At 62.5% G+C, this 15,133-nt stretch carries 15 protein-coding genes; 7 read left to right on the top strand and 8 right to left on the bottom strand.

Going from position 1 to position 15,133, the window contains the following annotated elements; genetic code table 11:
* The first annotated feature begins 223 nt into the window (after positions 1-223).
* On the top strand, positions 224-862 hold the full coding sequence (locus IRI77_RS28800) for a hypothetical protein (RefSeq protein ID WP_194448422.1): 639 nt from the start codon (positions 224-226) through the stop codon (positions 860-862).
* Positions 855-2,057: a S8/S53 family peptidase gene (locus IRI77_RS28795; RefSeq protein WP_194448421.1), complete on the top strand. Its 1,203-nt coding sequence runs from the start codon at positions 855-857 to the stop codon at positions 2,055-2,057. The genes IRI77_RS28800 and IRI77_RS28795 overlap by 8 nt, the downstream gene beginning before the upstream one ends.
* Before the next feature lie 32 nt (positions 2,058-2,089).
* On the opposite strand, the gene IRI77_RS28790 is transcribed toward IRI77_RS28795, so the two are convergent.
* The 5 genes from IRI77_RS28790 to IRI77_RS28770 form a co-directional block, all read right to left on the bottom strand.
* On the bottom strand, positions 2,090-2,995 hold the full coding sequence (locus IRI77_RS28790) for a flagellin N-terminal helical domain-containing protein (RefSeq protein ID WP_194448420.1): 906 nt from the start codon (positions 2,993-2,995) through the stop codon (positions 2,090-2,092).
* Between the two features lie 41 nt (positions 2,996-3,036).
* Positions 3,037-4,398 (bottom strand): flagellar hook-associated protein FlgK, encoded by a 1,362-nt coding sequence (gene flgK, locus IRI77_RS28785; RefSeq protein WP_194448419.1) that lies wholly within the window; start codon positions 4,396-4,398, stop codon positions 3,037-3,039.
* A 40-nt stretch (positions 4,399-4,438) separates the two neighbouring features.
* The gene (locus IRI77_RS28780; RefSeq protein ID WP_194448418.1) at positions 4,439-4,801 is read right to left on the bottom strand and encodes a hypothetical protein; all 363 of its coding nucleotides are present in this window, start codon (positions 4,799-4,801) and stop codon (positions 4,439-4,441) included.
* A 126-nt stretch (positions 4,802-4,927) separates the two neighbouring features.
* Positions 4,928-5,257, bottom strand: coding sequence for a flagellar biosynthesis anti-sigma factor FlgM (locus IRI77_RS28775; protein ID WP_194448417.1), 330 nt, complete (start codon positions 5,255-5,257; stop codon positions 4,928-4,930).
* A 158-nt stretch (positions 5,258-5,415) separates the two neighbouring features.
* A complete protein-coding gene (locus IRI77_RS28770) occupies positions 5,416-5,715 on the bottom strand; it encodes a helix-turn-helix domain-containing protein (protein WP_194448416.1) in 300 nt (99 codons plus the stop codon).
* 187 nt (positions 5,716-5,902) lie between these two features.
* Between IRI77_RS28770 and IRI77_RS28765 the strand changes: the two genes are divergently transcribed.
* Entirely contained in the window at positions 5,903-7,210 is a 1,308-nt protein-coding gene (locus IRI77_RS28765) for a thiol-disulfide isomerase (protein WP_194448415.1), read from the top strand.
* 21 nt (positions 7,211-7,231) lie between these two features.
* Positions 7,232-7,960, top strand: a complete 729-nt coding sequence (locus tag IRI77_RS28760; protein WP_194448414.1) for a hypothetical protein — start codon at positions 7,232-7,234, stop codon at positions 7,958-7,960.
* Here IRI77_RS28760 and IRI77_RS28755 read toward each other — a convergent pair.
* Together IRI77_RS28755 and IRI77_RS28750 are read right to left on the bottom strand one after the other, a co-directional pair.
* Entirely contained in the window at positions 7,851-8,477 is a 627-nt protein-coding gene (locus IRI77_RS28755) for a hypothetical protein (RefSeq protein ID WP_194448413.1), read from the bottom strand. The genes IRI77_RS28760 and IRI77_RS28755 overlap by 110 nt on opposite strands.
* Positions 8,474-8,941 (bottom strand): hypothetical protein, encoded by a 468-nt coding sequence (locus tag IRI77_RS28750; RefSeq protein WP_194448412.1) that lies wholly within the window; start codon positions 8,939-8,941, stop codon positions 8,474-8,476. The genes IRI77_RS28755 and IRI77_RS28750 overlap by 4 nt, the downstream gene beginning before the upstream one ends.
* Before the next feature lie 59 nt (positions 8,942-9,000).
* Here IRI77_RS28750 and IRI77_RS28745 point away from each other — a divergent pair, with 59 nt between their 5' ends.
* The 3 genes from IRI77_RS28745 (at position 9,001) to IRI77_RS28735 (ending at position 11,441) form a co-directional block, all read left to right on the top strand.
* Positions 9,001-9,660, top strand: coding sequence for a sulfite oxidase-like oxidoreductase (locus tag IRI77_RS28745; RefSeq protein WP_194448411.1), 660 nt, complete (start codon positions 9,001-9,003; stop codon positions 9,658-9,660).
* Positions 9,650-10,609, top strand: coding sequence for an MBL fold metallo-hydrolase (locus IRI77_RS28740; RefSeq protein WP_228486367.1), 960 nt, complete (start codon positions 9,650-9,652; stop codon positions 10,607-10,609). The genes IRI77_RS28745 and IRI77_RS28740 overlap by 11 nt, the downstream gene beginning before the upstream one ends.
* Positions 10,610-10,751: 142 nt before the next feature.
* A complete protein-coding gene (locus tag IRI77_RS28735; RefSeq protein WP_194448410.1) occupies positions 10,752-11,441 on the top strand; it encodes a porin family protein in 690 nt (229 codons plus the stop codon).
* 116 nt (positions 11,442-11,557) lie between these two features.
* Here the strand turns inward: IRI77_RS28735 and IRI77_RS28730 are convergent, their stop codons facing one another.
* Positions 11,558-14,998 (bottom strand): pyruvate carboxylase, encoded by a 3,441-nt coding sequence (locus IRI77_RS28730; protein WP_194448409.1) that lies wholly within the window; start codon positions 14,996-14,998, stop codon positions 11,558-11,560.
* Positions 14,999-15,133 lie beyond the last annotated feature (135 nt).

Here is a 15,133-nt window from a genome sequence, read left to right as displayed (position 1 = left end):
CTCCTGCTCCATATAGATATGCATCGATATATATATGGATTGCACAACAATGTCAATGCGTAAAGTGGAGGCGGGCACGGCAGAAACCATGAATCGCCCCAGACGAGAGTTTTGGCATCCTCAGCCTTTACGAGAGGGTCAACGGAAACATCGTTCTCGTCGAAGGACCGCCGTAAGCCGGGACCGCGTGGTCCAATCTGGATTCTGCGGTAGAATTTCGCTCATGAACCCGCCGGATGCAGGCCTCCAACCCTCCGAGGATCAGCAATTATTCGAGCATTTGACGGAATGGACCGGCCTGGCCGGAGATCCGAACTGGCAACAGATCGCCTTGGCGCCGGACGCCCGCACCCAACTCGTAGCCGCCGTAAAGGAACTCGCGGCCCTCCCCAACCTCCAGGCGGAGACAGGCGCGCCGGTTCAGTTTGTCTATAAAAAGCACGTCTTCAATCTCCGGCCGCTGGTGAAGACGGCGGTCTCGGCCATCCTCGTCAAGACCGCGGTCCTGATGGCCCCCGGCCTCGAGTCCCCACTCCTCGAAGCGCTGGAGGCGATCCACTTCCTCGAAGAGGCAGGCGAGATCTACAGAAAACTCACAGACGACGAAGTGGACGTCTTCGGCGCTGTGGTGGAGCTCCACACCGTGAGCGAGTTGCGCCGCGGCCTTTCCAACCCCGATGCCCATCCGACGGCCGCCGGAGTCGCCACCTGGTTTACAGCAAAGGGCTTCGAGGCCCCGCCTGACTTGGCTGGACTGCTCCACTCCCTGGTGAAAAAGGGAGCCCTGCAGGGCGACCAACTCGCCGACGGGTCGACTCTCTACGTACCCACGTTCCTCGGGAAGAAGAAGCAGCATGAGTGAGATCGTCCTCACGGTGCCCAACAACCGCGCCGGCGCGATCGCCCTCGACACCATCCGCAACCGGGGCGAACAGCGCCGCGACTACCTTTATCTCGGCGACCTTTCGCGCTTCCTGCCCGGCTCCCTGTTGACCGAATACCTTCCTCAACTCCCAGCCGGCTTCCATCTGATCGAGGTCCGCGAGGAGATCGGCGACGCGCTCATCCGCGATTTCCTGGGCCTGCACCGCGAGCCGGACGCCACCTCGGGCGAACGAGGCCACATCCTCTCGGCCGAGCCGAACTGGGGCTTCAGCCTGTGCGCCCCGCCCGGAGGAAGCCCCGTACTTCAGCCGGCCCACGCCATGTACATGGCCCAACTCCAGGTACAACAGGCGCATGCCCAGGGCAACCAGGGCGCCTGCGCTCACATCGCGCTCATCGACACCGGTGCGGACGGCGTCGCCATCGACGACTACTACGACCTGCTGGATCCGATCACCTATCACCCAGGCAAAGCGGCAGCGGCCGATGCGGTGGGTCACGGCACGGCCCTCGCCACGCTGATCCGTGAAGTAGCTCCGCAGTGCACCCTCACCGTGATCCGGACCACGGACAGCACGACGATTCCGTTGTGGCACTTGCTGGCGGGCATCGCCATGGCCGTGATCGATGCGCAAGCCGAGATATTGAACCTGAGCCTGGGCCTGGCAAACATTACCGGAACCTGCACCCGCTGCGGAGCCTCACCCACTGCCCGGGGTTTCGCACTCGAGTATCTGATGAAGGCCCTGCGCCGCATGGCCAGTCACTGGTTCCCCGGTCTGCAGCCGCCCACCTATGTCGCCGCCACCGGCAACGACGGCAGCGGCCAGGGCTTCTTCCTGCCGGCCCGCTACGATGTCTCCCTGGCTGTCGGCTCAGTGAATCAGAAGGGTCAGCGCTCGAGTTTCAGCACATACGGATCCTATCAACACTCCAATTACGTCATGGCGCCGGGTGGCGAGAAGGCCAACGGCCGCACCACCGAGTTTCCCGTGTCAGACAACAACGACGATTACTGTGGCACCTCAATCGCAGCCGCGTATGCTTCGAGCGTTTTGGCGCTGCTGCGCACCGACGACTCTTCAGCCGACCTGCTGCAACTGGCCGCCCAAAAGGTCTCCGCGGCGTCGCCTGCCTCGGTTTGCGGCAGCGGCCGGATCGAATATTCCTAGCCCCCTTTCGCTGGCCGGCCCCCGGATTCGCCCTACCCCATGTAGTCGAACAGGCTGGTCTTCCCCATCTTGGCGTGCACCTCCAGGGCCGCCTGCTGGCCATACTTCAATTGCGTGAGATCCAGAATCGCCTGGGTTTGATCCGCATCGGCCAGGCTGCTCTGATCCTGCTTCAGCCGCACCTGCTCCCTCGATGAGGTATTCACCGCGTCTTCCAATCGATTCTGTACATTCCCATAGAAGCTCAAAGACGAGTTGAGATGGTCGGAAACACCGGGCAATGGCGCCAGCGCGGCCTCAATCGCCTCCGTGTCGTTGGCGACCAAAGCCTGGCGTAGATTCTCCATGGCCTGAAACACGTTCCTGCTGGGATCGGAATTGTCGAAGATCGTCTGGGCGTCCTGTGCGACCTCGATGACACCGCCATTGGGATGCGCCACCAGGCGGCTGGAGGCCGACCCCAGATAACTGCTCCAGGGCGGGTTCTGCTGCAGGTCAAGCTGATAGGCGGGCCCCTGGTCGCCATCGCCCGAGAAGATGAAGCGCCCGGCCACCTGCGTGTTGCCCAGCCCGACCATCCGCTCCAGCAGCGTTCCAATCTGATCGGCCACGCTCGCCCGCGACACAGCGGTCTGCTCACTGTTGGCGGCGCTCAAGCCCAGCGTGCGGACCTGATCGAACATCCTAACCGCGTTCTGCATCGCGCCTTCAGCCGAATCCGCCTCGGAACGGACCCGGTCGAGGTTCGTGCTGACCTGGGTCAGCCGCGCCAGGTCAGTCCGCACCTGCAGCAGGTTCGACAGCACCGCCGGATCATCCGACGCCGCTTCGACACGCTTCCCGCCACTGACTTCGCTCTGGGCCTTCGTCATCCGCTCGTTGATCTGCCGCAGCCTGTTGAGGTACAGATCCGTACTGCCGTCAATGGATCGAATCATGAGTGCAAAAGTCCTTCCAGTTCACTCCGGACGGCCTGTCGTCACCGCAGCAAACCCAGCGCGATTTCGGTCATGTCGTTCAGGGTTTGTACCAGCTTGGCCGACGCCTGATAGCCGCGCTGGTATTGAATGATCAGAATCGCCTCTTCATTCAAATCCACCTGCTGCACCTCGTCTCTCAACTGGCGGGCCTGGGCTACCAGTTGGGTCTTGGTATCGACGCTCTCCTTGGCACTCTGCAATTGCAGGCCAAGCGAGGCCGCCCGGTTGCCGTAGAACTCGCTGAACGTCAGTCCGTCGATACTTTTGGCCTGGGACAGGTCCGCCAGCTTCAACGCCACCCCATTGCCACCGGGAGCCGAACTGTCGGCCAACGCCAGGTCCCCTGGCTGCAGGGCATTCGTCCGCAGGGTCCGTGCCGCGCCCAGTCCGGCATCGTACTCAAACAAGTTCTGTGTAGGTGGTTGACCGGTACGATCCACCCCGCCGCCCAGGGCCGTATTCACGGTATCGGCCAGAACCTGCGCCATCCGATCAATCTCAGACTGGTGCTCGGGGAGCGTACTATTCCGCAGCGTCAGGAGACTGCTGATGCGCCCGCCCGCTACTTTGTCCGTCACGTCCTGCCCGTGCGAATCCAGCAGTCGCGTCTGGGCTCCACTCGCGTCAACCGATAGAGGATAGGCCTTATCCCCCGCCGCCACCATCACCTGCCCGCCCAGGAAGATCGTCGCACTGCCATCTTCCGCCTTCAGGATGGTAAAGTCCCCGCTCTCCGAAAGATCTTCCTGCAGGGTGGCCATCTGCGCCTGCAGACCCGCATCGCTCACCGCGCGTGCGTCCGAACGGAATTCGCGATTGATCTCGACAATCTTGGCCAACGTGGAATTGATGGTGCCGACCTGATCTTGCAACGACCGGTCCACCGTATGCGATGCCTCGGCAAGGCCGTTGGAGAGGGCGTGGAAACTGTCCGCCACCTGCGTCGCCCGGTCGATCGCTGTCTGCCTCATCGCATTGTCATTCGGCGCAGTGGTCAAGGCCGAGAACGCCTCCACCAGGTTCGTCAGCGCCCCCGGCACGCCCGAATCGCCAGTGATGTCAAACAGCGGCTCCACCCTCTTCAATTGCGCCGCCATCTCATCGGCCGCTCCGAATTCAGTGGCCCGCTTTCTCACGTTGTCTTCAGCGAAAGAACTCCGGGAATCCAGCGTTCCGCTCCAAGTGACGCCGCCGGATAACCCTAACTCGGGCTGGATCCGTTGTGATTGAAACTCAACCCGCTGCCGCGCATAGCCCGGCGTCGAGGCGTTGGTGACGTTCGATTGCACGACGCCCATCGCCTTCTCAAATACACCCATCGATCCGGCTGCGTTGCGCAGCGACACCATCAAGCTGCCCATCACGTGCTCCTGTGCCGGCTTTGCACCGGCCGGACAATCCCTACCCCCGGTGATCTAGCAGCCCGGAAGCCGGCGGGGCCGCATTCCACGCCCCGGCCGGGTTGTAGCCCGCTTGCGTCCCTAAGAACGCTTGCCAGCTTTCACAAAAGGAAAGCGCCTGCTCCAGCAGCACCGACAACCTGCGCAGACGCGTCTGGATGGGCCGGAACGTGTGCTCCAAAATACCCGGCGCGATTGCCGGAACCGGGAACGAACGCACCAGCGAAACTACCAGCTCAAGTTCGGATTGGATTTCCTGGATCTCTTCCACACTGGGCCGCGCCAGCAACCGGCGCTCCACTGAGTCGAGGTGGGCACACACCACATCCGCCACCGGACCGCTCGACGACGAAGCAATGGTCATCAGACACCACTTTCCCGTATGTCAGTTCTGGGAGTTGGCAGCAACGTGCCGTGACAGTGGCCGGGCTGGTTCCGTCGAATCTCACCCGGCCGCAAGGGGGAGGCGTCCGCTTACGCCTGTCGCCTTCTAGCCTGGACCCACGCGGCCCGAAGCGTCACCGCTCGAGCTCGTGGCATCGTCTATCATCGCTTCACTCACCGCCATCGGATCCGGGTTGTACGTGCCGGCCTGGTAGGCAGCCGACAGTTGCTCCAACCGCGCCTGCCGCTCAGGAGACTGCGGCTCCATCGATTGCAGCCGCTCCGCCAAAACAGAGAGATTGACCTGATCGGTAGCGCCCCCGGCGCCACGCTTGGCAACCGCCTGCCCTGCCTGCTGTTCGACCGCGTCCGCACTTTGGGTACGATCTAGCCCTGAGGCTCCGATACCGGCCATATTGTTGGTGTCTATGCGCATCCGGTTCTGCTAGCTTACCCCAAAAGGGATCGCCAGCTCCTTCATACCGCTTATCGGCCCGGATCCGCCGCCTTTAAAGTATTTTGATTTGGATGTGATCCACTGTGCTTATCGAATGCCCGAGCGAGTTTTCGAGAAACTCTCTCACAATCGGCAAATTACCCAAGCGACAGGAATCGATACCACTTCGTCGCACTCGCAGGCGCCTCGCTGCCCGGCTCACGCCGCTCCGGCTGCGATTCTCCGAGACTCGACTGGCAGTCCGCCAGAATCTCGTCCGCCTCAAACCCAATGGCCGCCGCATACTGGCGAATGTAACTCGTAGTAAACACGCCACCCGGCAACTTGCCATACTCGCCCATCTCAATCGCTTCCAAAAACCGGCGGCTGATCTTGGTGGCTTCGGCGATATCTTCCAGGCGCACCTTGCGCTTGATCCGGTGCTCCCGCAGGAGCAATGGCTTGGCGCCCTGCGCCCCACCCGAGGTGGTTACCCGTCTTGGTGTCTCTTGCCGTCTATTACTCTTAGGCACTGAGTACCCCGGAACAACCCACAGGATACCACCCTCCGTTTCCGGATGGCCCTCGAAAGTCCCCGATTCACCCATTCTCGTATACTGAAATCAGAAGAGAGGCGATTCCGACTTGTTCATCCGTTATCTGCTCCTGGGCCTGACGTGTGCCCCAATTTGGGCCGCACCCGCGGCTTCCGTCACTTATTACAAGGACGTCCTGCCCGTTCTGCAGAAGAACTGCCAGTCCTGCCATCGGCCCGGCGAAGCGGCGCCCATGTCCTTCCAGACTTACGACACCACCAGACCCTGGGCTAAGTCCATCAAACAGGCGGTCCAAACCCGCAAGATGCCGCCGTGGTTCGCCGATCCGCACACCGGCCAGTTCACGAACGACCGCTCTCTCGCCAAGGCCGACATCGACCTCCTCACCCGCTGGGCCGACACCGGAGCCCCGGCCGGCGACCCCAAGCAGGCACCGGCCCCCGTCCAGTTTGCCGACGGCTGGCAGATGGGTAAACCCGACCGTGTCTATGAGATGCCCGTCGACTTCCAGGTCCCGGCCTCCGGCACCCTGGAATACACCTACTTCGTCATCCCCACCGGTTTCACAGAGGACCGCTGGGTCACCGCCTCCGAAGCCCGCCCCGGCAACCGTGCCATCGTGCACCACATGATCGCCTTTGTACGCGCGCCCGGATCCAAGTGGATGGCCGACGCCAAACCTGGTATTCCTTTCATTCCAAAGGACGAGCGAGGCTCAGGCGGCGAGGGCCGCGACGGCATGGCCGACGAGTGGCTGGCCGGCTACGCACCCGGCACCCCACCCATGCAGCTGAAACCCGGCCAGGCCCGCCTCGTGCCCGCCGGCAGCGACATCGTCTTCCAGGTCCACTACACCGCCAACGGCAAGGCGCAATCCGACCGTTCCCGTCTGGGGTTGAAGTTCGCCACCGGACCCGTAGCCGAGCGCGTCACCATGGCCGCCGCCTCCACCAGCAAATTCGCCATCCCGCCCGGCGACGCCAACTACCAGGTGAAGGCCGTCACCACCCTGGCCGCTCCGGCAAGGCTCGTCAACCTCCAGCCGCACATGCACTTGCGGGGCAAGGCCTTCTCCTACAAGCTGATCTATCCCGACGGCCGCACCCGGGAATTGCTCAACGTGCCGCGTTACGACTTCAATTGGCAGCTCGTCTATGAACCCGCCGGCGACCTGACACTGCCCGCCGGAACCCAGATGGAGTGCATCGCCACCTACGACAACTCGGCCAACAACCCGTTCAACCCGGATCCCAAGAAGGAGGTCCACTGGGGTGACCAGAGCTGGGAGGAGATGATGATCGGCTTCTTCGACATCGCCATCGACCCCAAAATGGACCGCCGCGAACTCTATCCGCGCCGAAAGTCCGCGAAAAAGCCGGCGTCCTCCGGCGACTAATCCGGCGAATACGAGCCGAAAATGAAATCGGGCTGCGCCATCGGTTTTCTGTTGATCTCCAGCACAAGACTGCTGGCGCACGACCCCATCACCACCCCGCTCACCTGGTCGAAAGAGATCTCCCGTATCCTCGAGAGACGCTGCCTCGGTTGCCACCAACCTGGCGGCAAAGCCCCCTTTACCCTCACCACTTACGAGGATGCCCGGCCCTGGGCGGTAGCCATCCGCGAAGAGGTCTCCAACCGCACCATGCCCCCCTGGAACGCGGTCAAGGGCTTCGGGACCTTCCGCAATGACATGGCGCTCACCCAGGAGGAGATCCAGACAATCACCGATTGGGTGAACGGCGGCGCGCCCGAGGGTGATCCGAAACTCGCCAGTGGAGTAATCCCCCACGCCTACCACCCGGAAGAGCTCCCGCGCGGCGCGGTGGAAACTCCGGCAGGAACGTTCTCCTTCACCGCCACACTCATGGGCATACGCATCGCGGCGATGCCGAAGGGCACCGAAGCCCATCTCCTGCTTCACCAACCCGATGGAACCCGTACTCCGCTGCTTTGGATCCGGCAGTTCCAGCCCGCCGCGCCCCGCCTCTACCTGCTGGCGGAGCCCATCACCGCGCAGCCCGGCGCCCGCATCGTCATTTCGACGGCGGTGCAACCGAACGCGACGGTGCGGTTCCTGGCGGTGGTGGAGCGCTCAAAGGCGGCGCCGGCCCACGCCCGAACTCCAGCACCAACTGGCGAGTGATCTTATCGGCCACATCCGCGCTGGCCGACCGGAACTTCGCACCCTGGCTCTCCTGCGTTGTGGACCAGATCACATCCCCGTCTTTGTTCACAATCCGAACCGACGCCGACGCTTCGTGCTTCCGCTCCTGGATTCTTGACTGTTCGTTGTCGCCCACTCCGCCGCCTAAACTGAGGTAGTCCCGGCCCTTAGTGGAGGATCCCTTCCCTACCCCGAGGTTCGACCGCGCGTTGATCCCGTCCGAGGTCTGGAACAGATCGGTGAACACCTGATCCTCGCCCGATCCGCGCAGCACGGCATCGGCCCGCTCAGGATTCTCTGTGATCACAAACAGCTTGGCCCCCTGCAGGCTGGCGATCAGCATGTCGCGGATCTGGGCCGCGCCCTCGCCACCGCCGAACTTATCCACGTACACCCGCTTCAGGGTCCGCAACTGGAGCGAGAGTTCCTCCGGGGCTTGTCCGCGCACAACCAACACAAAACAACAGGCAAAACAAAGCCGCGCAAGACACTTCATCCCTTGCCCGCCTTCCGCGCCTCTTCATCCATGAAGGTCACCTTGCGTCCGGTCCGCGCCTCCAGGCTCACCAGCATCGCGCGCACCGCATTCTTCTCGACCCGGAACAACATCGCCTGTTGTTTGCCGTCTTCCGCTTCATATCCAATCGTCAGATAGTGCGATCGTTTCTTGCTCAGCACCAGCAACGGCGAAATCACGATCGCTTCCCACAGCCGCCGGTCCACCTTCTGCCCGTACTCCAGCAGGTTGATGCGCTCATACGGCACCCGCACCACCGAACGTTTAGAGTTGAAAACAAAGGAAATCGGATCCGTGGCACTGAGACGGCCGTCCTGCCCGGTCTCCAGCGCCGCCAGCGTCCCGCCCAGATACTCGGCTGGCGCCCCATTGTCCCGGGCGATGGCGAATCCACAGGCGAATGTGAGCATCAGTACTAGATAGAGTCTGATTCGGAGTCTCATACGGCTGCTGCCGGAATTAGTGGCCCGCAGAGGCGGATCTTCTCAGGTGAGGTGAAAGAATGTTCGATCTCGAGTTGAAGAAGTTGCAGACGGAGGAGCCCCGGACGCCCGAGGGCCTGCCCGAAGACATCATCGTCAGCCCGGACACCCACCGCGCCAACCGCATCCCGCCCGGCCAGAGCCGCACCCGCAAGTGGCCCATTCTGGACGCCGGCGGCCCGCCGCGCATCGACATGGAAAAGTGGCGGCTCGAGCTCCATGGCCTGGTCGAAAAGGAAGCCTCGTTTGACTGGGCCCAGTTCCAGCAACTCCCTCGAACCAAAGTCTTTAGCGACTTCCATTGCGTCACACGCTGGAGCCGCCTGGGCAACGTCTGGGAGGGTGTCTCCACACGCGACCTGATGAAGGCCGTTGGAACTATTTCCCCTCGCGCGCGGTATGTATTAGTGCATGGGTACGATTTTGGCTGGACCACGAACCTGCCCCTCGATCAGTTCCTGGCGGAAGACGCCCTGATCGCCACACACCATGACGGCGAACCCCTTTCAGTCGAACACGGCGCCCCGGCCCGCCTCATCGTGCCCCGGCTCTACGCCTGGAAGAGCGCCAAGTGGATCGGCGGCCTCGAGTTCATCGAGAACGACAAAGCCGGGTTCTGGGAACGCAACGGCTACCATATGAATGGAGACCCCTGGCGGGAGGAACGTTTTGGCTACTGACCAAATGGCGCCGGCGAAACGGCGTGTTGGACGCCGCGCCTGGCTCGGTGGAATTGGCGTTGGTGTGGCCGGAGTCGGTGCGGGCCTCGTCTACCGGGCCGCGCCCTTCTTCTGGAAACAGTTCGCCAAGGATCTGGGGACCTCCATCGCCCCGGCGCCCAAACATCCCGATCCCGCTAAGTGGCCTGACCAGGGCATCCATGCCGCCTGGCTTGGACACTCCACGGTTCTGATGAAGATCGATGGGTTCACCATCATTACGGACCCGGTCTTCAGCTCGTGGATCGGTCTCGGCATCGGCCCGTTCACCCTCGGCATGAAGCGTCTGGTGGAGCCGGCCCTGGAGCTCGAAAAGCTCCCCAAGGTCGACCTCATCCTCCTCTCGCATGCTCACATGGACCACTTTGACCTGCCCAGCCTGCGCGCCCTCGAAGCGCGCAAGCCCGAAGTTGTCACGGCCAACGCCACGTCCGACCTGCTGCGGATTCAGAACTACCGCCGCGTCCAGGAAGTGGGCTGGGGCCAGCAGGTGCGCGTCGGTCCGGCCACCATCAAGGCTTTCGAAGTGCGCCATTGGGGCGCGCGCCTGCGCAGCGACACCTATCGCGGCTACAACGCCTACATCATCCAGGCCGGCCGCTACCGCGTCGTCTTCGGCGGCGACACGGCCATAACGGATACCTTCCGCCAGGTGGGCGGCGCGAACCTCGCCATCATGCCCGTAGGCGCCTACAACCCCTGGATCCGCGTCCATTGCAACCCCGAACAGGCCTGGCAGATGGCCAACGACGCCCGCGCCGACCTCGTCCTCCCCGTCCACCACCAGACCTTCCACCTCAGCTCCGAGTCTTCGAACGAGCCCCTGGAGCGAATCCTCAGCGCCGCCGGCAGCGCCTGCGACAGCCGCATTCCCGCCCGCGTCATCGGCGACGAACTGCGCCTGGCATAAATCAGGCGCTCCTCTTTTCACCAAACAGCACACATACACTATTCGTGTAGATTTGCTGCGTCTGTAACTTCATCTTCATCATAGGCCTGATTTCCGCAACTCTTGCGAATGCCGCAGCGTCTCTCCTACAAGAGGAATGCTTATGAGAAATAACCCCAATATTCACCGCATCTTCGCCGCATCCGCATGTGCGCTTGTTTTTGCATGCACGATGAATGCGCAGACGGAAGAACGTCCCATTTCGGTGGGCGTCATCGGTGGAGTCGGCTTGAATGATCCGTTCGATTCCCGTAATGTTGATATCCTGACACCCTCGAATATTCGATATTCGTTCTCTAACCACCGCTACATCGTGGGCCCCATGGTCCAGTTCAATCTCCCGCTGCATCTGGGCCTGGAAGTGGACGCGCTCTACCGCCGCTACAGCTACACCTCCGATGCGGCGCCCTTCAACAGCATCGTCACCACCAAAACCAGCTCGAACACCTGGGAGTTCCCCATCCTGTTGAAATACAGGGTCTTCAAGGGCCCGTTGAGCCCCTTCCTCGTGGCGGGTCCCAACTTCCGGTATGTCTCTGAAGGAGAACGCAGCACCTCAATCCTCAGCGGCAATCCGCAGGACGCCCCGGCCTTCGTGCCGCGCGAATTGAAGAACAGCTTCGCGCCGGGCTTCTCGGTGGGCGGCGGCGTCAGCCTGGGCGCCAAGGCACTGAAGATCGAACCGCAAATTCGATATACACGCTGGGGCTGGGAAAACTTCGCTTCCAACCCGACAGGCTTCTTCAAGTCCAATCAGAATCAGGTCGACTTCCTGATAAACGTCCGCTTCTAGACTGCGGCCGGTAATTTTGACCTGATATAGACAAATCGGGCTCTATGCGCGAGGAAGATAATTCTCTTCCAAACGGATAGAGCCCGAAATCTATTCAGCCTGGGGCCGCCGGTCTTCTAGCTGATGACCACCAGAAGATCCTTCGGCTGTACAGTCTGTCCGACGGAAACATGCCGGGCGCTGATCTTGCCCGCCACCGGAGCATACACCGTCGTCTGCATCTTCATCGCTTCCATCACCAGCAGCTTCTCGCCCTTCTTCACTTCCTGGTTCAGTTCCACCGCGATACTGGTCACCGCACCGGGAATCGGAGCGCCCACCTGACCGGGCACCGCCACATCCGCCACCGGATGCGCCTTCGTCTCAGCCTTCAGCTTGCGGTCCCGGATCGTCACCTCGCGCGGCTGGCCGTTCAGTTCAAAGAACACCGTCCGCGTGCCGTCCGGATGCGGGTCACCCACCGCCACGAACTTGATCACCAGCGCCTTGCCGGCTTCGATCTCCACGGTGATCTCTTCCCCGGTCTTCATCCCGTAGAAGAAGGTCGGCGATGGCAGCACCGTCAGGTCGCCATAGGCCGCCCGAGCCTTGTCGAACTTTGTGAAGACGTCCGGGTACATCACATAGCTCATCAGGTCGGTCTCCGATGGCTTGTGGCCCGTCTTCTTCTCCACCACTGTCCGAATCTCGTCGAACTGCACCGGCGCCAGCTTGGCGCCCGGCCGGCCCTTGCCCGCCTTCTTACCCTTCAAAATCACGTTCGAGATCTTCTTCGGCCAGCCGCCTTCCGGCTCGCCCAGCGTCCCTTCGAACATCTCTACTACCGAGTTCGGTATGTTCAGGCTGTGGCCCGCGCCAAGGTTCTCGAACTCCTTCACGGTCATCCCGTGCTGGATCAGGAACAGCGCCATGTCGCCCACCACTTTGCTGGACGGCGTCACCTTCACGATGTCGCCGAAGGCGTGGTTCACATCGGCATACATCCGGGCAATCTCAGGCCATCTTGGACCCAGGCCCAGGTTCTCGGCCTGCTCGCGCAGGTTCGTATACTGCCCGCCCGGCATCTCGTGGATGTACACATCCGCCGTACCCGACCGCGGCGCCGTATCAAACGGAGCGTAATTCGCCCGCACCACTTCCCAGTAATCCGATGCCCGGTTCAGCGCTTCGAAATCGAGCCCCGTCCCGCGCGTCTTGTCATGCTGCAGCGCGGCCACAATCGAGTTCAGGTTCGGCTGCGACGTCGAGCCGCTCATCGACGACAGCGCCGCGTCCACCGCATCCACCCCGGCTTCGCTCGCCTTCAGGATGGAAGCCGCGTTCAAGCCGCTGGTGTCGTGCGTGTGGAAGTGCAGCGGCAGCCCGACTTCTTCCTTCAGTGCCTTCACCAGCTTGTGCGCCGCATAGGGCTTCAATAGACCCGCCATGTCCTTGATGGCCAGGACGTGCGCGCCCATCTTCTCCAGTTCCTTGGCCATCTTCACGTAGTAGGCCAGCGGATACTTGTCGCGCTTCGGATCCAGGATGTCGCCGGTGTAGCAGATGGCCGCCTCGCACACCTTGGGCGTCCGCCGCACCGCCTCCATGGCCACCTTCATGTTCGGCAGCCAGTTCAGCGAATCGAAGATGCGGAAGATGTCCATGCCTTCGTCCGCCGCCACCTCGACGAACCGCCGCACGGCGTTGTCCGGATAGGCCGTGTAACCCACCGCGTTCGACGCCCGGAACAGCATCTGGAAGCAGATGTTGGGAATCAGTTCGCGCAGCCGCCGCAGCCGCATCCACGGATCCTCGTGCAGGAACCGCATGGTCACGTCGAACGTCGCCCCGCCCCACATCTCCAGGCTGTACAGCCCGCTCAGACGGTGCGAATAGTAGTTGGCGATCTGCAGCATGTCGTAGGTCCGCATGCGGGTCGCCATCAGGCTCTGATGCGCGTCGCGCATCGTCGTATCCGTGATGAGCAGCCGCTTCTGGCTGCGGGTCCACTCGGCAAACCCGGCCGCGCCCAACTCGTCCAGCAGTTGCCGGGTACCCTTGGGCGGCTCGGCCGCGTTGTGCTCCGGTACCGGAGCCACCCGCGTCACCGCCGGCGCCACGCGGTTTGTCATCTCCGGATTGCCGTTCACCATCACGTCGCCCAAATAGGTGAGCAGCCGGGTCGCCCGGTCCTGCCGGGCCTTGAACCGGAACAGCTCCGGCGTCTGCTCCAGGAAGGTTGTCGTCGCCTCGCCCGCCTGGAACTTCGCGTTGTGGATCACGTTCTCGAGGAACGGGATGTTCGTCTTCACGCCGCGAATACGGAACTCGCGCAGCACGCGGTCCATGCGCTGGCAGGCCTGCACGAAGTTGTTGCCGCGCGTCGTCACCTTCACCAGCAGCGAGTCGTAGTACGGCGTGATCACCGCGCCGCCATAGGCCGACGCACCGTCCAGGCGCACACCAAAGCCGGCCGGTGACCGGTAGGTCTGAATCTTGCCGTAATCAGGCAGGAAGTTCTTGGCCGGATCCTCGGTCGTCACCCGGCACTGCAGCGCCGCGCCGGTCACCCGGATCTCGTCCTGCGCCGGAATCCCCATCTCAGCGCCGTGCAGTTCTAGCCCATGGGCCACCTGGATCTGCGCCCGCACAATGTCGATGCCCGTCACTTCCTCGGTGACCGTGTGCTCCACCTGGACGCGCGGGTTGACTTCGATGAAGAACCATTCGACGGAGTCCACGTCCACCAGGAACTCCACCGTGCCGGCGCTGTAGTACTTGGCATGCGAGCACAGTTTCACCGCCGCGGCGCATAGACCCTCGCGGATCTTCATGTCCAGCCCGAACGCCGGAGCCACTTCCACCACCTTCTGGTGACGCCGCTGTACGCTGCAGTCGCGCTCCCACAGGTGGACCATGTTGCCGTGCGTATCGCCTAGAATCTGCACTTCCACGTGCTTGGCGCGCCGGATGTAGCGCTCCATGAACACCGCGCCGTTGCCGAACGCAGCCTGCGCCTCGGCCGTCGCTTCATGGAACCGCGCTTCCAGTTCCTCGGGCTTGTTGACGACGCGCATGCCACGTCCGCCGCCACCGAAGGCCGCCTTTAGAATCAAGGGGAAACCGATCTTCGGAGCCAGCTTTTTGGCCTGCTCGAAGCTCGCCGCGGGCTTCTCGGTGCCAGGCAGGGTCGGAACACCCGCCTCGTGCGCCAGGCGCCGGGCCGCGGTCTTGTCGCCCAGCATCCCCAGAATCCGTTCGCTGGGACCCACGAAGGTGATCCCCGCGGCCGCGCAAGCCTTGGGCAGGGCCGGGTTCTCACTCAGGAATCCGTACCCCGGGTGGATGAAATCGACACCCTTCTCCTTGGCCAGCGAAACGATGCCCTCGACGTCCAGATAGGCCTGGACAGGGCCCATGCCCTCGCCAATCAGGTACGCCTCGTCGGCCTTGAAGCGATGCAGGCTCAACCGGTCTTCCTGGCTGTAGATAGCCACCGTTCCGAGCCCTAACTCGTTGGCGGCACGGAAGATCCGGATCGCAATTTCCCCTCTGTTCAGCGCCAGTAACTTCTTCATTAAGTTCAGGCTAACATGGCGCCCAAGCCCGGACACCCAATCTGTACGCCAGTTTCCAGCCGCTTGGCCAGGATCGGGAGCGCCGGCGCCCGGCCAGGTTTTTTGATCCCAAGGGCGAAGTTTCGGAACATTGGG

Source organism: Paludibaculum fermentans (assembly GCF_015277775.1).
GTDB lineage: Bacteria > Acidobacteriota > Terriglobia > Bryobacterales > Bryobacteraceae > Paludibaculum > Paludibaculum fermentans.
This window is presented reverse-complemented; position numbering and strand designations above follow the sequence as displayed.